Source organism: Mycolicibacterium septicum DSM 44393 (assembly GCF_000455325.1).
Classification (GTDB): Bacteria; Actinomycetota; Actinomycetes; order Mycobacteriales; family Mycobacteriaceae; genus Mycobacterium; species Mycobacterium septicum.
In genome coordinates, this window is the sequence record NZ_HG322952.1 from 1,221,957 (window position 1) to 1,238,535 (window position 16,579).

18 protein-coding genes and 1 riboswitch are annotated in these 16,579 nt (G+C 66.6%); of the genes, 8 read left to right on the forward strand and 10 right to left on the reverse strand.

The features are described from left to right. The first annotated feature begins 281 nt into the window (after window positions 1–281). The 3 genes from TX88_RS25735 (at window position 282) to disA (ending at window position 3,487) form a co-directional block, all read left to right on the forward strand. Window positions 282–860, forward strand: a complete 579-nt coding sequence (locus TX88_RS25735; protein ID WP_044520841.1) for a copper chaperone PCu(A)C domain-containing protein — start codon at window positions 282–284, stop codon at window positions 858–860. 80 nt (window positions 861–940) lie between these two features. Then, window positions 941–2,347, forward strand: coding sequence for a DNA repair protein RadA (gene radA, locus TX88_RS25740; protein ID WP_044520843.1), 1,407 nt, complete (start codon window positions 941–943; stop codon window positions 2,345–2,347). 21 nt (window positions 2,348–2,368) lie between these two features. After that, window positions 2,369–3,487, forward strand: coding sequence for a DNA integrity scanning diadenylate cyclase DisA (gene disA, locus TX88_RS25745; protein WP_044520845.1), 1,119 nt, complete (start codon window positions 2,369–2,371; stop codon window positions 3,485–3,487). 3 nt (window positions 3,488–3,490) lie between these two features. On the opposite strand, the gene TX88_RS25750 is transcribed toward disA, so the two are convergent. After that, window positions 3,491–4,258 (reverse strand): hypothetical protein, encoded by a 768-nt coding sequence (locus TX88_RS25750; protein ID WP_209447092.1) that lies wholly within the window; start codon window positions 4,256–4,258, stop codon window positions 3,491–3,493. 99 nt (window positions 4,259–4,357) lie between these two features. Beyond that, window positions 4,358–4,978 carry a carbonic anhydrase gene (locus tag TX88_RS25755; RefSeq protein WP_044520849.1) on the reverse strand — a complete coding sequence of 207 codons (621 nt, stop codon included), beginning with the start codon at window positions 4,976–4,978 and terminating at the stop codon, window positions 4,358–4,360. A 25-nt stretch (window positions 4,979–5,003) separates the two neighbouring features. Here TX88_RS25755 and TX88_RS25760 point away from each other — a divergent pair, with 25 nt between their 5' ends. Together TX88_RS25760 and TX88_RS25765 are read left to right on the forward strand one after the other, a co-directional pair. After that, complete coding sequence (locus TX88_RS25760) at window positions 5,004–5,876, forward strand: iron-sulfur binding domain-containing protein (RefSeq protein WP_044522013.1); 873 nt, start codon at window positions 5,004–5,006, stop codon at window positions 5,874–5,876. 100 nt (window positions 5,877–5,976) lie between these two features. Continuing rightward, the gene (locus TX88_RS25765; RefSeq protein WP_235732636.1) at window positions 5,977–6,243 is read left to right on the forward strand and encodes a hypothetical protein; all 267 of its coding nucleotides are present in this window, start codon (window positions 5,977–5,979) and stop codon (window positions 6,241–6,243) included. Between the two features lie 4 nt (window positions 6,244–6,247). Here TX88_RS25765 and TX88_RS25770 read toward each other — a convergent pair whose 3' ends face one another. Next, complete coding sequence (locus tag TX88_RS25770; RefSeq protein ID WP_044520854.1) at window positions 6,248–7,219, reverse strand: helix-turn-helix domain-containing protein; 972 nt, start codon at window positions 7,217–7,219, stop codon at window positions 6,248–6,250. 71 nt (window positions 7,220–7,290) lie between these two features. On the opposite strand from TX88_RS25770, the gene TX88_RS25775 reads away from it, so the two are divergent. Beyond that, window positions 7,291–7,521, forward strand: coding sequence for a hypothetical protein (locus tag TX88_RS25775; protein WP_044520857.1), 231 nt, complete (start codon window positions 7,291–7,293; stop codon window positions 7,519–7,521). Here the strand turns inward: TX88_RS25775 and TX88_RS25780 are convergent. Continuing rightward, the gene (locus TX88_RS25780) at window positions 7,504–8,265 is read right to left on the reverse strand and encodes an alpha/beta fold hydrolase (RefSeq protein ID WP_044520858.1); all 762 of its coding nucleotides are present in this window, start codon (window positions 8,263–8,265) and stop codon (window positions 7,504–7,506) included. The two genes, TX88_RS25775 and TX88_RS25780, sit on opposite strands and share 18 nt — an antisense overlap. 39 nt (window positions 8,266–8,304) lie before the next feature. On the opposite strand from TX88_RS25780, the gene TX88_RS25785 reads away from it, so the two are divergent. Beyond that, window positions 8,305–8,622 (forward strand): antibiotic biosynthesis monooxygenase family protein, encoded by a 318-nt coding sequence (locus TX88_RS25785; protein ID WP_044520860.1) that lies wholly within the window; start codon window positions 8,305–8,307, stop codon window positions 8,620–8,622. Further along, a complete protein-coding gene (locus TX88_RS25790) occupies window positions 8,597–9,964 on the forward strand; it encodes a serine hydrolase (protein ID WP_209447093.1) in 1,368 nt (455 codons plus the stop codon). Before TX88_RS25785 ends, TX88_RS25790 begins: the two co-directional genes overlap by 26 nt. 9 nt (window positions 9,965–9,973) lie before the next feature. Here the strand turns inward: TX88_RS25790 and TX88_RS25795 are convergent, their stop codons facing one another. The 6 genes from TX88_RS25795 to lysS all read right to left on the reverse strand — a co-directional run bounded on the left by TX88_RS25795 (window position 9,974) and on the right by lysS (window position 16,557). Continuing rightward, complete coding sequence (locus TX88_RS25795) at window positions 9,974–10,525, reverse strand: histidine phosphatase family protein (RefSeq protein ID WP_044520861.1); 552 nt, start codon at window positions 10,523–10,525, stop codon at window positions 9,974–9,976. Window positions 10,526–10,532: 7 nt separating this feature from the next. Further along, window positions 10,533–11,303 carry a CbtA family protein gene (locus tag TX88_RS25800; protein WP_044520863.1) on the reverse strand — a complete coding sequence of 257 codons (771 nt, stop codon included), beginning with the start codon at window positions 11,301–11,303 and terminating at the stop codon, window positions 10,533–10,535. A 24-nt stretch (window positions 11,304–11,327) separates the two neighbouring features. After that, on the reverse strand, window positions 11,328–11,504 hold the full coding sequence (locus TX88_RS25805; RefSeq protein WP_423425496.1) for a CbtB domain-containing protein: 177 nt from the start codon (window positions 11,502–11,504) through the stop codon (window positions 11,328–11,330). Then, window positions 11,494–11,692: riboswitch (cobalamin riboswitch) on the reverse strand. Its footprint overlaps the gene before it by 11 nt. Window positions 11,693–11,763: 71 nt before the next feature. Further along, window positions 11,764–14,292, reverse strand: a complete 2,529-nt coding sequence (clpC1, locus tag TX88_RS25810; RefSeq protein ID WP_044520866.1) for an ATP-dependent protease ATP-binding subunit ClpC — start codon at window positions 14,290–14,292, stop codon at window positions 11,764–11,766. Window positions 14,293–14,573: 281 nt separating this feature from the next. Continuing rightward, entirely contained in the window at window positions 14,574–14,915 is a 342-nt protein-coding gene (gene lsr2 / locus TX88_RS25815) for a histone-like nucleoid-structuring protein Lsr2 (RefSeq protein ID WP_036442478.1), read from the reverse strand. 118 nt (window positions 14,916–15,033) lie between these two features. Then, on the reverse strand, window positions 15,034–16,557 hold the full coding sequence (lysS, locus tag TX88_RS25820) for a lysine--tRNA ligase (RefSeq protein WP_044520868.1): 1,524 nt from the start codon (window positions 16,555–16,557) through the stop codon (window positions 15,034–15,036). Between the last annotated feature and the right edge of the window lie 22 nt (window positions 16,558–16,579).

Consider the following 16,579-nt stretch of genomic DNA (forward strand, 5'->3'; position numbering starts at 1 on the left):
TCGCTAGTCCATCCTAACACGGGCCCAGATCACATGCGCACCAACTGCGCAGGTCAGGGGCACCGCAGGTGAAGAACAGGGGTTGACATGGTGACGAAAGCGTGCAACCACCGGACCCCGAAGACACCCGAAATGGGTGTCGGCGCAAAGCGGTTGCGGGCCTGAGCCGCCCGCTGCCGAGCCCCCTTGCGACCCGTCTGCCGAGCCCTCGCATTCCGCCCGCCGACGCCACCTACTACTGTGCATAGTCGAAGAACGCCGACCCAGCTCAGGAGGCTTGAGTGAACCGCTTCGCAATGCGCGCCTCGGCAGGTCTGGCCGCATGTGGCCTGACCGCAGCCGTTCTCACCGGCTGCAGCGCCGGGCAGGTCTCCCAGACGGCCACCCAGGAGCCCGCCGTCAACGGCGTCAACGCACAGGCCGGCGCGATCTCGCTGCGCAACGTGCACCTGCGCGCGCCGCAGCAGAAGGACTACGTCGAGCCGGGCTCCGAGGCCGAACTGCTGTTCGTCGCGGCCAACGGATCCACCGAGGCTCCCAACAAGCTCGTCTCGATCAAGACCACCGTGGGCGACGTGACACTGACCGGGGACCAGTCCATCCCGGCAGGCGGCGCGCTCATCGTCGGCGAGCCCGACGGGCAGCTGAAGCCGCTGGAGAAGGTCGAGGCCGCCGATGCCGTCACCGCGAAGGTCACGCTGACCAAACCGGTCACCAACGGACTGCTCTACGACTTCACGTTCAAGTTCGAGAACGGCGAGACCACAGTGGCCGTGCCGATCTCGGCAGGCGAGGCGCCCCGGCGCGACACGGCCGGCGAGGAGCCCGCCGAGGGCGCCGAAGCCGGTGGCCACCACTGATCTGACGCACCGCTGACCCGCGGGGTCCCGTCCGGCGCGTGCACACCGCCGATGTCGGGGCCTGACGCTACTGTCACGGCGTGGCCGGTTCGAAAGTACGTTCGCAATACCGCTGCTCGGAATGTCAGCACTCCACACCCAAATGGGTGGGCCGCTGCGCCAATTGCGGCACCTGGGGCACGGTCGACGAAGTAGCGGTGCTCGCCTCTGTGGGCGGTTCGGTCCGCCGCTCGGTGGCCCCGACCTCACCCGCGGTTCCGATCACCTCGATCGACCCCGGGATCACCCGGCACTACGCGACCGGGGTCACTGAACTGGACCGGGTCCTCGGCGGCGGCCTGGTGGCCGGTTCGGTCACGCTGCTGGCCGGCGAACCGGGCGTCGGCAAGTCCACCCTGCTCCTGGAGGTCGCCAACCGCTGGGCGCACACCGGCCGACGGGCGCTGTACCTGTCCGGCGAGGAGTCCGCGGGCCAGATCCGGCTGCGCGCCGAACGCACCGGCTGCACGCACGAGAACGTCTATCTGGCAGGCGAATCCGACCTGCAGATCGCTCTGGGTCACATCGAGGAGGTCAAACCGAGCCTGGTGATCGTCGATTCGGTGCAGACCATGTCCACCACCGAGGCCGACGGTGTGACCGGAGGGGTCACCCAGGTGCGTGCGGTGACCACGGCGCTGACGGGCCACGCCAAGACGGCCGTCGGGGACCCGGCTGTGGCCATGATCCTGGTCGGGCACGTGACCAAGGACGGCGCCATCGCGGGCCCGCGTTCCCTGGAGCATCTGGTCGACGTGGTGCTGCACTTCGAAGGTGATCACACGTCGAGCCTGCGCATGGTGCGCGGGGTCAAGAACCGGTTCGGCGCCGCCGACGAGGTCGGCTGTTTTCAGATGCACGACAACGGAATCGAGTGTGTCAGCGATCCGTCCGGACTGTTCCTGGACCAGCGCCCGGCAGCGGTGCCCGGCACCGCCATCACGGTCACCCTCGACGGCAAGCGACCGATGATCGGTGAGGTACAGGCGCTCGTCGCCCCGCCGGTTGGGCCTCCCCGGCGGGTCGTCAGCGGGATCGATTCGGCCCGTGCGGCGATGATCGGCGCGGTGCTGCAGACCCGCTGCAGCCTGCCGATCGGCAACAACGACATCTACCTGTCCACCGTCGGCGGCATGCGGCTGACCGATCCGTCCTCGGACCTGGCCGTGGCGGTCGCCATCGCGTCGGGCTATCTCGACATCGCGTTGCCGATGAACGCCGTGGTTATCGGCGAGGTGGGGCTGGTCGGCGATCTGCGCCGGGTCACGGGCATGGATCGCCGCCTGGCCGAGGCCGCCCGGCTGGGCTTCAACATTGCCGTGGTGCCGCCCGGGGCCACCAGTGCGCCCGCGGGGCTGCGCGTCATCACCGTCGATCACATCGGGGCGGCATTACGGGCACTCAAAGACATCGCGATTGCCAGCAATCGAGGACAGCATGGACAATAGCGGCCGACCCTAGGAGAACCGATGGCCGTGAACTCCGGCGCCAGGACCAGCCGCACCGTGGTGCATCTGGCTCGGCCGACGCTACGAGAAACCCTCGGCCGGCTGGCGCCCGGCACCCCGTTGCGCGACGGCCTGGAACGCATCCTGCGCGGCAAGACGGGCGCGCTGATCGTGCTGGGTTACGACGACAGCGTGGAAACCATCTGTGACGGCGGGTTCGCCCTGGACGTGCGTTACGCCCCCACCCGGCTGCGTGAGCTGTCGAAGATGGACGGCGCGGTGGTGCTGTCCAGCGACGGCAGCCGGATCGTGCGGGCCAACGTCCAGTTGGTGCCCGATCCCTCGATCCCCACCGACGAATCCGGTACCCGCCACCGTTCGGCCGAGCGCACCGCCATCCAGACCGGCTATCCGGTGATCTCCGTGAGCCACTCGATGAGCATCGTGACGGTCTACGTCGCCGGGGAGCGGCATGTGGTGCCCGATTCGGCGACCATCCTGTCGCGGGCCAACCAGACCATCGCGACGCTGGAGCGCTACAAGGGCAGGCTCGACGAGGTCAGCAAGCAGCTGTCCACCGCCGAGATCGAGGATTTCGTGACGCTGCGCGACGTCATGACCGTGGTGCAGCGTCTGGAGATGGTGCGCCGGATCAGCCTTGAGATCGACGCCGACGTCGTCGAACTCGGCACCGACGGACGCCAGCTCAAACTGCAGCTCGACGAACTCGTGGGCGACAACGAGGCCGCGCGCGAACTGATCGTGCGGGACTACCACGCACTGCCGGACCCGCCGACCGCCGCTCAGGTCGGCGCGACGCTGGACGAGCTGGACGCCCTCACCGACAGCGAGCTGCTCGACTTCACAACGCTGGCAAGGGTTTACGGTTATCCCTCGACTTCCGAGGCGCAAGATTCGGCAATGAGCTCACGCGGCTACCGCGCCATGGCGGGGATACCGCGACTTCAGTTCGCCCACGTCGATCTGCTCGTCCGCTCGTTCGGGTCATTGCAGGGGCTGCTGGCCGCCAGCGCAGACGATCTGCAGTCGGTCGACGGCATCGGGTCGATGTGGGCCCGGCACATCCGTGAGGGACTGTCCCTGCTCGCCGAGTCGACGATCGCCGACCGGCTCGCCTGAACGTCAGTTACCCGGTGCGGCCGGATCAGCCGGCGCTGCACCCTCTGGGGGCGGCCCGGGCAGCTGCGGATTGGGTTGGGCCAGTATGAACGGCACCGGCGCCGATCTCAGATTGCCGAGCTGCACCATCAGGTTGTAGGTGCCGGGCCCGATCGGCTGACGCGGCATCGGGCACTGCGGCCCCGACCCCATGCCGGTCCAGGTCACCTCGGTGGTCACCTGCTCACCCGGGTTGAAGGTCTTCACCAGCGTCTCGTTGGACGGCGCGCAGTCCAGGTTGGACCAGAGCCGGTTGTTGTCCAGTGAGTACACGTAGGCGGCCAGTACCGCGGCGCCCACGTCGCGTTTGCAGGCCACCAGGCCGATGTTGGTCACGACCATGGTGAACTTCGGCTGATCGCCCACTACGTACTCGGGCTGGCTGGTGATGCCCTTGACCGCGAGCGTCGAATCCGGGCAGTCGTCGCCCTCCTTGAGCAGCGGCGGCGGGGTCACCGCGGCGGTCGGCGTGGCCGTCGGCGGCGGCGCGTGCTGAGCCGGGGGCACCACCGGGGTCTTGACCTCGGGGTTCTCCCCCGGCAGCGGCGTCGGCGGTGCGGCCGTGGCAGACGCGTCGGTGGACTTCGACTCGGCTCCAGAGCTGCTGGTCACGATCACCGCGACGATCGCGGCGATGATCCCCACGACGACCACCGCGATTCCGATGGCCAGCGCCCTGCGCCGCCAGTAAATCTGCGAGGGCAGCGGCCCATGAGGTTCGAGATCCAACACGGCTTTCACGGTAAGCCCAGGTCATGCACAGTTGTCCGAGGCGACTCGGCGTGTCGGAGCACTGAAGCTGTTTCGCTCCTCACGTGCGCAGCGAAATTCTCAGGCTTCGCCGATGTTGCCCAGATGGCTGCGCAGCTCCACGTGACCGTCCGACAGGTGGTAGGTGGCGCCGACGATGGCCTGCGTACCTGCGGCCAGACCATTGGAGATGGCGGCCGACCGCATCTGCAGTTGGTTGACCGTCTCCTTGACGTGGTAGGCCTCGAACTCGTCGACGCGGTTCAGGCCGGCGTGACGACCCATCAGGATCGACGGGGTCACCCGCTCCACGATGTCGCGCACGTAGCCGCCGGGCACCTGCCCCTCGTCGAGCGCGGTGATCGCGGCCTTGACCGCGCCGCAGCTGTCATGGCCCAGGACCACGATCAGCGGCACCTCCAGGATCGACACCGCGTACTCGATCGAGCCCAGCACCGCGTTGTCGATGACGTGGCCGGCGGTGCGCACCACGAACATGTCGCCGAGGCCCTGGTCGAACAGCAACTCCGCGGCAACGCGGCTGTCGCCGCAGCCGAACACCACGGCGGTGGGCTTCTGCCCGTGGGTCAGCTTGGCTCGACGGGCGATGTCCTGGCTGGGGTGCTGCGGTTCGCCGGCAACGAAGCGGGCGTTACCGTCCTTGAGTGCCTTCCAAGCGGACACGGGATTCGAATTGGGCATATCAGCCATTTTGCATGAGATGCCGATGAGCATCGACGCGGAGCAGCTCGTCAGCTGGTACACAGACGCCCAGCGGGACCTGCCGTGGCGCCGACAAGGGGTGACCGCCTGGCAGATCCTGGTCAGCGAGTTCATGCTGCAGCAAACACCGGTGGCCCGGGTCGAGCCGATCTGGCTGGCCTGGATCGACCGGTGGCCCACCCCGTCCGCGACGGCGGCCGCCGGGTCGGCCGAGGTACTGCGGGCCTGGGGCAAGCTGGGGTACCCGCGGCGGGCCAAACGCCTGCACGAATGCGCGGTGGTGATCGCAGGCGAATACGGCGACGAGGTGCCCACCGACGTCGATACCCTGCTGACCCTGCCCGGCATCGGTGCCTACACCGCGCGAGCCGTGGCCTGCTTCGCCTATTCGGCCAGCGTTCCGGTCGTCGACACCAACGTGCGCCGTGTGGTCACCAGGGTCTTGCGTGGGCAGGCCGATGCACCCGCCCGCGCCCGCGACCTCGACGATGTCGCCGCACTGTTGCCCGACGATGCCACCGCACCGACCTTCTCAGCCGCCCTGATGGAGCTGGGCGCGGTGGTGTGCACGGCCCGCGCGCCACAGTGCGGCAGCTGCCCGCTGAGCCACTGCCGGTGGCGGTCGGCCGGGTATCCGGAGGGCACGACGACCCGAAAGGTGCAGCGCTACGCCGGAACCGATCGGCAGGTGCGCGGCAAGCTGCTGGATGTCCTGCGCGACAGCAGTTCTCCGGTCACCCGCGCGCAGCTGGACGTGGCCTGGCTCACCGATACCGCGCAACGGGATCGCGCACTGGACTCGCTACTGGTCGACGGCCTCGTCGAGCAAACTGTGGACGGCCGGTTCGCGCTCGCCGGCGAAGGCGAAATTCCATGAGATCGGCATGAATCCGGTGCGCGGCACACCATTTGGGCCGCACATCACATAGAACGGATTCATGTCAAGCAAATTCTCAACGACGTTTGCATGTACGGCAATGGGTCTGGGTATGGGGCTGGGCCTCGCGGCGACGGCCAACGCGGCCCCGTCCGGCACCGGTTCGGCGGCCGACACGGTGCGCGACCTACAGAGCCGGGGCTATCACGTGCAGATCAACTCGAACGCCAATACTGCCCTGTCGAATTGCCGGGTGACCGGCGTGCACGGACTGGCCGACTCCAACATCAACGAGGACGGCTACCGGATCGATTCGACCCAGCACACCACGGTGTACGTCAACGTGGCCTGCCAGCCCGACGGCTGAGCCATCACGCGATGACGGCGTCTTCGTCTACACCACAGGCGAATTGACGTCGGTAGTCCGATGGCGTCACGCCGATCAGTCGGCGGAAGTGATGGCGCAGCAGCGTTGCGGTGCCGAACCCCGCCTGCCCGGCGATCCGGTCGATGTCCAGGTCGGACTCCTCCAGCAGCCTGCGCGCGTACAACACCCGCTGATCGGTGATCCACTGCATGGGTGTGGTGCCGGTCTCCTCGACGAACCGGCGGGCGAAGGTGCGCGTGGACATCGCGGATCGCCTGGCCAACGTGGTCACCGTGTGCGGTTTGTCCAGGTTGCCTATGATCCAATCCAGGTGCGGCGCAAAGCCTTCCGAACACCTGACCGGAATCGGCTGATCGATGAACTGGCGTTGGCCGCCGTCGCGCTGCGGCGGGACCACCATTCGCCGGGCGATCTTGTTGGTCACCTCGCTGCCGAGTTCGCGGCGAACCAGGTGCAGGCACGCGTCGATGCCCGCCGCCGTGCCTGCGCTGGTGATCAGATTGCCGTCGTCGACGAACAGGACATTACGGTCCACCTTGGCGGTGGGATATTTGCGGGCCAGGGCGTCGGCGTGCATCCAGTGCGTGGTGCACGGCCTGCCGTCCAACAGGCCCGCCGCGCCGGCGAGGAACGCGCCCGAGCACACCGTCAGGATGATCGAGCCCGCGTCGGCAGCGGCCCGCACGGCCTCCAACGCCTCCGGCAGGTAGTCGGAGGTGCCGATCGCCGGGATCGCCACCAGATCGGCGCCCTGGAGGGCATCGAGCCCATGCTCGGGGGTCAGGGTCGCACCGACCGAAGTCCGCAGCGGCTTGCCCGGTTCGGGGCCGCACACCTTGAAGTCGAAGTTGGGTACGCCGTCGGCCGACCGGTCGATCCCGAAAACCTCGCAGATGACCCCGAACTCGAAAACGGCCAGACCGTCGAGCACCAGCGTGGAGACGCTTCTCAGCATGGCAGCATTTTATCGTAAGGTGTCAGCGCTGCCACTGTTGGCTGGATATTTCCCCGACGAGCATTACTGCCATGACTGTTGCACTCGCTCTGATCATCCTGATCTCACCCTTCGCGGTCGCCGCGGCAGTGGGCTGGGCGGCGCGGCGCGGCAATGTCCTGCGGTTCCGCCTCGACCTGTTCGACCTCAACCAGCCCGACTACGAGACGTATCGCGCCGGCCACGACCTCGACGCGATACGCAGCCGGTTCGAACACCAGCCGTCCTGGCCGAGCGCAGGTGTCCTAGGCGAGCGCCGTTAGAAACTCCGTCACGGCTTCGCGGTACACCTCGGGCGCATCGTCGTGGATCAGGTGCCCCGCGCCGGGTACGTGCAGATACCTGGTGTCCTTCCCGATCTCGGCCATCCGGCGCATCTGCCCCGGCGGCGCCACCGAGTTGCCCGCCTCCATGAGCAGGGTCGGCACCCGCACGTCGCGCCACTGCTGCCAGTAGTCCCGAGTGCCCCACTGGGCAGCGATGTCCAGCCACCATTGCGGGTACCCGTGCAGCCGCCAGCCGGTGGGCGTTCGGTCGAACGCCTCAAGGAAGTACTGACCCGCGACCGGCCCGAACTCGTCGTAAACCTCTTGCGCCGAGCCGAATTCGACCGGAAGGGCGTGCACCCACGGCTCCCACGGCCCGGTGGTACGTCCCCGGAAATCCGGGGCCATGTCCTCCACCACCACCGCGCGGGCCAGTTCGGGACGGGCGGCGGCCAGACACCACGAGTGCAACGCACCCATCGAATGCCCCACCAGCATCGCCGGCCGCCCGAGACCTGCCACGGCGTCACCCAGGTCCGCGACGAAACGCTCGGTGCTGATCGGATACGGATCGACCACATCGCGCCCGCGGTGCCACGGTGCGTCATAGGTGTAGACCTCGCCCAGCCCGGCCAACCAGGGCAATTGGCGCGACCAGGTGCTGCCGCGACCCATCAGCCCGTGCACCAGGACGATGGGCTCGCCGCGCCCCCCTCTGTGGGTGAGCAGATCTGTGACCATCCCGTTATCTTGCCGGGCAGTCGCGGTAGCCTGAACACCATGCCCGTCGTGAAGATCAACGCCATCGAGGTCCCGCCCAACGCCGGCCCGGAACTGGAGAAGCGGTTCGCGAACCGTGCACACGCCGTCGACAGTCAGCCCGGCTTCCTGGGCTTCCAGTTGCTGCGCCCGGTCAAGGGCGAAGACCGCTACTTCGTGGTGACGCAGTGGGAAACCGAAGAGGCCTTCCAGGCCTGGGCTTCGGGCCCGGCTGTCGAGGCGTACAAGGGCCAGCAGGCAAAGCCTGTGGCCACCGGCGCGTCGCTGCTGGAGTTCGAGGTTGTGCTGGACGTTGCAGGGCCCGCTGCCCAGGCGTAGCCGCGGCCGGACGCTGCACCGCACGATCGGCCTGACGGCCATCACAGCGGTCGCCGCGGCCCTGGCTTGTGGCTGCTCGCCGAACGCCGCGCCCGCGGCCGAAGTGTCCTACGGCGCGCACATCGACACCATCACCCCGCCGGGTCTGCGAGCCAAGCAGACCATGGACATGCTCAACTCCGACTGGCCGATCGGTCCCATCGGGGTGCGCACCCTGGCCGCGCCCGAGAAGGTCGACCTGGTCGGCACCAAGATGGACTCCATCTGGTGGGACCGCCCGTTCAAGGTCACCTCGGTGGACATCGGGGCCGCGCAGGCCACGTTGCACGTACTGACGTCCTACAACGTGGCCCAGGACATCGAACTGCGGACCAACGATGTCGGTCTGGTGGACCGGTTCGAGGTCAACCTGGTGCCACCGAAGATCGACAAATGGTCCGACATCGACACCGAGCTGACCAAGTCGGGAGCGCGCTACTCCTACCGGGTGTCCAAGGTGAACAACGGCAAGTGCGAGCAGGTCGCCGGCACCAACACCGACATGTCGCTGCCACTGGCTTCGATCTTCAAATTGTATGTACTGCTTGCGGTTTCGGATTCGGTCAAAGCCGGCACGCTCAAGTGGGACGATCACCTGACGATCACCAAGGAAGGCAAGAAGCTCGGCTCGGCCGGGCTGGACAAACTTCCCCCCGGTGCTCAGATCACCGTGCGGACCGCCGCCCAGCAGATGATCTCGGCCAGTGACAACATGGCCACCGACCTGCTGATCGAGCGGATGGGCCCGGCGGCGGTGGAACGCGCGCTGGTCACCGCGGGTCACCACGATCCGGCCAGCATGACCCCGTTCCCGACCATGCACGAGGTGTTCTCGGTCGGCTGGGGCGAGCCGAACCTGCGCGATCAGTGGAAGAACGCCTCGCGCACCGATCGGGTGGCACTGCTGCAGCAGACCAATTCCCGCCCCTACGAACCGGATCCGTATCGCACCCACACCCCGGCCTCCAATGACGGTCTGGAGTGGTTCGCCAGCGCCGCCGACATCTGCCGGGTGCACGCCGCCCTGCAGGCCTCGGCGTTCGGGCCTGCCGCGCCGGTGAAGGACATCCTCTCGGCACTGCCCGGCATCGACCCCGATCCGGCCAAGTGGAACTACATCGGCGCCAAGGGCGGCAACCTGCCCGGCGACCTGACCTTCAGCTGGTACGCGGTGGACTACACCGGGCAGCCATGGGTGTTCAGTTTTCAGCTGAACTGGCCGAAGTTCCGTAGCCCCACTGCCGCAGGCTGGTTGCTGCAGATCGCCAAGCGGGCCTTCGCCATGGCGCCGGTCGGACAGTAGGGCCGCGGACTAGTTGCTGCTCCGCAAGGTCCAGGCTTGGCCGCGGAAATGCATCACGGTTCGGCTGAGCGGCGCAATATCGATGCGCCAGAACGACTTTGCCGGGGCGTCCAGCGCGACGAGGATGGCCGCCCGGATCACCGCCGGGTGGGTCACCGCGACCAGCCGCCCCCGCGTCGAGACCAGGCTGTCCATCCAGCGATGAACCCGGTTGACGAGATCGACGACGGATTCGCCGCCGTGCGGCGCGCGGGTCGGATCGGTCAGCCAGACCGCCAGGTCCGCGGGCAGCACCCCGCCCAGCACACCCCCGCGCCAGCTGCCGAAGTCCAGGTCGGCCAGTTGGGGTTCGACCACCGCTGACAGGCCCAGCAGCTCGGCGGTCTGGCGGACCCGTTTCTCCGGCCCGCAGTACGCGGCGTCGATGACGCCCAATTCGACGGTCGCATCGGCCTGCCGGTGGCCCAGCGGATTCAGCGGCTCGTCGGTGGGAAATCGTCCGGCGGCGGTGGCGTCGGTCATGGCGTGCGACACCAACGTCAGCCGGACGACCTCACTCACGACGAACTCACGCGATCAGTTGCTCCTCGCGCTTGCCCTCGAGCACCCTCGACGCCAGGGCACCGAACACCAGCCCGATCGTCGCCCAGATCACCACCTGGATACCCAGCGAATACAGCCGGAATTGGTAGAGGTCGTCGGCCGGGAAGGTCGACGGGGTCTCGTGGATACCCGGCAGGATCAGGAAGACCACGGCCATCGACACCACGTAGTCCGCGGCGCCGATCAGGCTGGCATTCCACACCCCCAGCTTCGGCATCAAGCGACGTGCGAGCAGCACCGAACCGACGAACAACGCCGCCGAGAGCACCACCAACAGCACGTAGAGCAGGGTCCGCTGCTTGATGGTCTCCTCGAGGCTGGTCGCGGGCGGGTTGGGCGGGTACTTCAGCGCCGGGACGATCCACAACGAGACCAGCATGCCGCCGGCGGTCAGCGCCGCCAGCGCCCGTGCGGACAGGTTGGCCCTGCCGTACAGCACGCAGAACACGACGGCCAGCAGGGCACCCATCGCGACGCTGAAGATCAGGACGCCGAGACCCATGCCGATGTTCGACTGGACACCGCGGGTGAACACCTCGGCGCTCTCGGCGCCGCCGTGGGAATGCCCACCGGCGCCATGTGAATGTTCCGCCGCCTCATGCGCTGCGCCGGCACTGTTCTCGAAGTCGATCGCCCGACCGATGATCGGTTCGATCAGCAGCTTGGCCCAGATGAAGGCGAGCACGCCTGCTAGGGCGCCGGCCAGAATGCCGCGCCCGATGATCTGCTTTTCCATTTTGTCCGGTATCTCCGCTGCGTATCAGTGGCAGGGGAAACCGAGAAGGTGGCGGGCGTCGTGCACGAACTCGTGCACGTAGGTGTTGTTGCCCAGGACCGAGGTCGCGCCCTGGTCCATCCCGACGAAGTAGAGGGCCAGCAGCGCGATGAACGCCGTCAGCGTCAGCCAGAGCACCGCCTTGGTGGCCGACAGGTCGATCGCGGGGGCGTGGCTCTTGCGTGCCTCAGTGGGAGTCATACCGGTCCTTTCCGGGAATTCGCGTCCCAGTCCGTGTCGTGACAGGTGAGGGTCTGACTGTTAACAGTGGCGCGGCCGCCCTGGATTCTCACCAGGTTCCTCTGCCTGTCGATTACAGCAGCATCCTAACCACCGCGCAGGAGTTCTCTCATCGGCAGGTATGAAACGGGTATGAAAAATGCCCCCGCCATTGCGGCGGGGGCATTTTTCGTCTTGGACCTTATTCCGCGGTGGCTCCGGCCTTGGCCAGATCCGGACCGTCGGAGCCGGCCGCCTTGGGCGCACCGGAGAACGTGAACTTCGCGTCCTCGCCGGCGCCTTCGCCGTCCCAGCCCTCGACATCGACCGTGACCAGCTGGCCCGGGCCGAGCTCTTCGAAGAGGATCTTCTCGGAGAGCTGGTCCTCGATCTCGCGCTGGATGGTGCGCCGCAGCGGGCGGGCACCGAGCACCGGATCGAAGCCACGCTTGGCCAGCAGGGCCTTGGCCTTGTCGGTCAGCTCCATGGCCATGTCCTTGGCCTTGAGCTGGTTTCCGACCCGGCCGATCATCAAGTCGACCATCTGGATGATCTCGTCCTGCGTCAGCTGGTGGAACACGATGATGTCATCGATGCGGTTGAGGAACTCAGGCCGGAAGTGCTTCTTGAGCTCGTCGTTGACCTTCTGCTTCATCCGCTCGTAGTTGTTCTCCCCGCCGCCCTGGCTGAAGCCGAGTCCGACAGCCTTGCTGATGTCGGAGGTTCCCAGGTTCGAGGTGAAGATCAACACCGTGTTCTTGAAGTCGACCGTGCGGCCCTGACCGTCGGTGAGACGTCCGTCCTCCAGGACCTGCAACAGGCTGTTGTAGATCTCCTGGTGGGCCTTCTCGATCTCGTCGAACAGCACGACCGAGAACGGCTTGCGGCGCACCTTCTCGGTGAGCTGGCCGCCCTCTTCGTAGCCGACGTAGCCCGGAGGGGCACCGAACAGCCGCGACGCGGTGAAGCGGTCGTGGAACTCGCCCATGTCGATCTGGATGAGCGCATCGTCGTCGCCGAACAGGAAGTTGGCCAGCGCCTTGGACAGCTCGGTCTTACCGACACCGGACGGGCCGGCGAAGATGAACGAACCGGACGGACGCTTCGGGTCCTTCAGGCCGGCGCGGGTACGCCGGATCGCCTTGGAGACGGCCTTGACGGCGTCCTCCTGGCCGATGATCCGCTTGTGCAGCTCGTCTTCCATGCGCAGCAGGCGCGTGGTCTCGGCCTCGGTCAGCTTGAACACCGGGATACCGGTCCAGTTGCCGAGCACCTCGGCGATCTGCTCGTCATCGACCTCGGCGACAACGTCGAGATCGCCCGAGCGCCACTGCTTCTCACGCTCGCCACGCTGAGCGACCAGGGTCTTCTCCCGATCGCGCAGGCTCGCGGCCTTCTCGAAGTCCTGCGCGTCGATCGCGGACTCCTTCTCCCGGCGCGCGTCGGCGATCTTCTCGTCGAACTCGCGCAGGTCTGGCGGAGCGGTCATCCGGCGGATACGCATCCGGGCGCCGGCCTCGTCGATCAGGTCGATCGCCTTGTCCGGCAGGAACCGGTCGTTGATGTACCGGTCGGCCAGGGTGGCCGCGGCCACCAGCGCACCGTCGGTGATCGAGACACGGTGGTGCGCCTCGTAGCGGTCACGCAGACCCTTGAGGATCTCGATGGTGTGCTCGACCGTCGGCTCACCCACCTGGACCGGCTGGAACCGGCGCTCCAGGGCGGCGTCCTTCTCGATGTACTTGCGGTACTCGTCGAGGGTGGTCGCACCGATGGTCTGCAGCTCGCCACGGGCCAGCTTCGGCTTCAGGATCGACGCGGCGTCGATCGCGCCCTCGGCAGCACCCGCACCCACGAGCGTGTGCAGCTCGTCGATGAACAGGATGATGTCGCCGCGGGTGTTGATCTCCTTGAGCACCTTCTTCAGGCGTTCCTCGAAATCACCGCGGTAACGGCTGCCGGCGACCAGTGAACCCAGGTCCAGGGTGTAGAGCTGCTTGTCCTTGAGCGTCTCGGGGACCTCGCCGTGCACGATGGCCTGGGCCAGGCCCTCGACGACGGCGGTCTTGCCGACGCCGGGCTCGCCGATCAGCACCGGGTTGTTCTTGGTGCGGCGGCTCAGCACCTGCATGACCCGCTCGATTTCCTTCTCACGGCCGATGACCGGATCGAGCTTGCCTTCCATGGCGGCGGCGGTCAGGTTGCGGCCGAACTGGTCGAGGACCAACGAGGTGGACGGGTTGCCCGACTCGCCGCCACGGCCACCGGTACCGGCCTCGGCGGCCTCCTTGCCCTGGTAACCGCTCAGCAGCTGGATGACCTGCTGGCGCACCCGGGTCAGCTCGGCGCCGAGCTTGACCAGCACCTGCGCGGCCACACCCTCGCCCTCACGAATCAGGCCGAGCAGAATGTGCTCAGTGCCGATGTAGTTGTGGCCGAGCTGCAGCGCCTCACGCAGGGACAGCTCCAGCACCTTCTTGGCACGCGGCGTGAAGGGGATGTGGCCGGACGGCGCCTGCTGTCCCTGGCCGATGATCTCCTCGACCTGGCTGCGCACGCCTTCCAGCGAGATGCCCAACGACTCCAGCGACTTGGCGGCTACGCCCTCGCCCTCGTGAATCAGACCCAACAGGATGTGCTCGGTCCCGATGTAGTTGTGGTTGAGCATCCGGGCTTCTTCTTGCGCCAGGACGACGACCCTGCGGGCACGGTCGGTGAATCTCTCAAACATCGGTGGTTACCTGCTCTCCATCGCTAGCGATACCCGCGTACGGCTGCGTTCTATCGGTTTTTCTCGTAGCCCGCACGTAGTACCTACCGTCCACTCTAATGGGCGGCCGTCCATGGTGCGGAGGTTGGTCGCTCCGCATCTACTGCTGCAGATGAGCAACGCCGCCGGTCGGCGAATCGTTTCCGAAAATCGAGGCTTTCGGGTTCGCCACTAGCGAAAAACTCCGGACCGGGAATTCTCACCGGTCCGGAGCTGGCAACTGTCGGTTAAGTTGCGGTCGTTTATGTGGCGGCGTGGAAAGCGTCGATGACGTCTGCGGGGATACGGCCACGCGTCGACACGTTGTGCCCGTTGCGGCGGGCCCATTCGCGGATGGCGGCACTCTGCTCGCGATCGATGGCGCCGCGCCCACGGGCCGGGCCTGCCGCCCGTCCGCGCCGGCGCCCGCCGACCCGGCGTCCGGCCTCAACCCACTGCTTCAGGTCGTTACGTAGCTTGGTGGCATTCTTCGAGGAAAGGTCGATCTCATACGTGACACCGTCCAGCCCGAATTCGACCGTCTCATCGGCGGTGGCCTCGCCATCGAAATCATCGACCAACGTGACGGTCACTTTTTTCGCCATTACCCCGCACCGAACCCTTCTGCATACGCATTGGTGACTACGCCTGAGTATCCTGCACCTGCGCACTAATGTGCCACAGAAACGCAGACATTTCCAACGACGTGAGGATCGCGGCAGTTCAGTTAGTCTGTCGCCGAACAATCGGGAACAAAACCGTCTCCCGAATAGACAACCCCGTCAGCGCCATCAACAAGCGATCGATACCCATTCCGGTGCCCGTGGTGGGCGGCATCGCGTACTCCAATGCGGCGAGGAAATCGTCGTCGAGAACCATTGCCTCGTCATCACCGGCCGCAGCCGCGCGAGCCTGGGCCTCGAATCGTTCCCGTTGGATTACCGGGTCGACGAGTTCGGAATATCCCGTGGCGAGTTCGAAACGCCGTACGTAGAGGTCCCATTTCTCGGTCACCCCGGGAATGCTGCGGTGCGCCCGGGTCAGCGGCGAGGTCTCGACCGGGAAGTCGCGGACGAACGTCGGGGCCCAGAGCTTCTCCCCCACTGTGTGTTCCCAGAGTTCCTCGACCAATTTTCCGTGTCCGTAACCACGGTCACGCGGAATCTCCAGCTCGAGCCCGTCGGCAATACGCCACAAGTACTCGACTGATGTGTCGGGCGTGATCTCCTCACCGAGCTCCTCGGACAGCGAGGGATACATTTCCAATGTGTCCCATTGCCCGTCGAGATCGTAGATAGTGCCATCAGGCAATGGCACCTGACGCGTACCGATCGCCTCGTCGGCGACTTCTTGAATAAGTTCACGCGTGACTACCGCGGAATCGTTGTAGTCGCCATACGCCTGATATGTCTCCAACATCGAGAATTCCGGTGAGTGTGTGGAATCGACACCTTCGTTTCGAAAGTTCCGATTCAACTCGAAAACCCGGTCAAAACCGCCGACGATGCAGCGCTTCAGGAACAGTTCCGGCGCAATCCGCAGGTACAGATCGACATCGAGCGCATTGGAGTGGGTGATGAACGGCCGCGCCGCCGCCCCGCCGGCCAGCGTCTGCAGCATCGGCGTCTCGACCTCAAGGAAGCCGCGCCGTTCCAGCGCCGAACGCACCGCCCGCACCACCGCGACCCGCTGCCGGGCGATGCTGCGCGCCTCCGGGCGCACGATGAGATCGACGTAACGCTGACGCACCCGGGTCTCTTCGCTCATTTCCTTGTGAGCAACCGGAAGGGGCCGCAGGGCCTTGGCCGCCATCTGCCAAGAGTCGGCCAGCACCGAGAGTTCACCGCGCTTGGAGCTGATCACCTCGCCGTGGACGAAGACGATGTCGCCGAGGTCGACGTCGGCCTTCCACGCGTCGATGGACTCCTGACCCACCTGAGCCAGGCTGATCATGGCCTGCAGCTGGGTGCCGTCTCCTTCCTGCAGCGTCGCGAAGCACAACTTGCCGGAATTCCGGGCGAACACCACCCGGCCCGTGACACCGACGATCTCGCCGGTCTGGGTGTCGGCGGCCAGGTCCGGGTAGGCGCTGCGCAGTTCGGCCAGCGAATGCGTGCGCGGAACGGTGACCGGATAGGGCTCGCGCCCCTCAGCCAGCAGCCGCTCCCGCTTGGCCTGACGAATCCGGAACTGCTCGGGAAGGTCGGCCTGGGACTGGGACGCGTCGTCGCGATCGGCTGGGCTCACAAAATGCCAGCTTAAATGAACT

Bases quoted from the DNA above. Each gene is read 5' to 3' on its own strand.
- clpC1 (WP_044520866.1), bottom strand. From the start codon at position 14,292: ATGTTTGAGAGATTCACCGACCGTGCCCGCAGGGTCGTCGTCCTGGCG.
- lsr2 (WP_036442478.1), bottom strand. From the start codon at position 14,915: ATGGCGAAAAAAGTGACCGTCACGTTGGTCGATGATTTCGATGGCGAG.
- TX88_RS25760 (WP_044522013.1), top strand. From the start codon at position 5,004: ATGAGCATCGACGCGGAGCAGCTCGTCAGCTGGTACACAGACGCCCAG.
- TX88_RS25765 (WP_235732636.1), top strand. From the start codon at position 5,977: ATGGGTCTGGGTATGGGGCTGGGCCTCGCGGCGACGGCCAACGCGGCC.
- TX88_RS25770 (WP_044520854.1), bottom strand. From the start codon at position 7,219: ATGCTGAGAAGCGTCTCCACGCTGGTGCTCGACGGTCTGGCCGTTTTC.
- TX88_RS25785 (WP_044520860.1), top strand. From the start codon at position 8,305: ATGCCCGTCGTGAAGATCAACGCCATCGAGGTCCCGCCCAACGCCGGC.
- TX88_RS25755 (WP_044520849.1), bottom strand. From the start codon at position 4,978: ATGCCCAATTCGAATCCCGTGTCCGCTTGGAAGGCACTCAAGGACGGT.
- TX88_RS25780 (WP_044520858.1), bottom strand. From the start codon at position 8,265: ATGGTCACAGATCTGCTCACCCACAGAGGGGGGCGCGGCGAGCCCATC.
- disA (WP_044520845.1), top strand. From the start codon at position 2,369: ATGGCCGTGAACTCCGGCGCCAGGACCAGCCGCACCGTGGTGCATCTG.
- TX88_RS25775 (WP_044520857.1), top strand. From the start codon at position 7,291: ATGACTGTTGCACTCGCTCTGATCATCCTGATCTCACCCTTCGCGGTC.
- TX88_RS25800 (WP_044520863.1), bottom strand. From the start codon at position 11,303: ATGGAAAAGCAGATCATCGGGCGCGGCATTCTGGCCGGCGCCCTAGCA.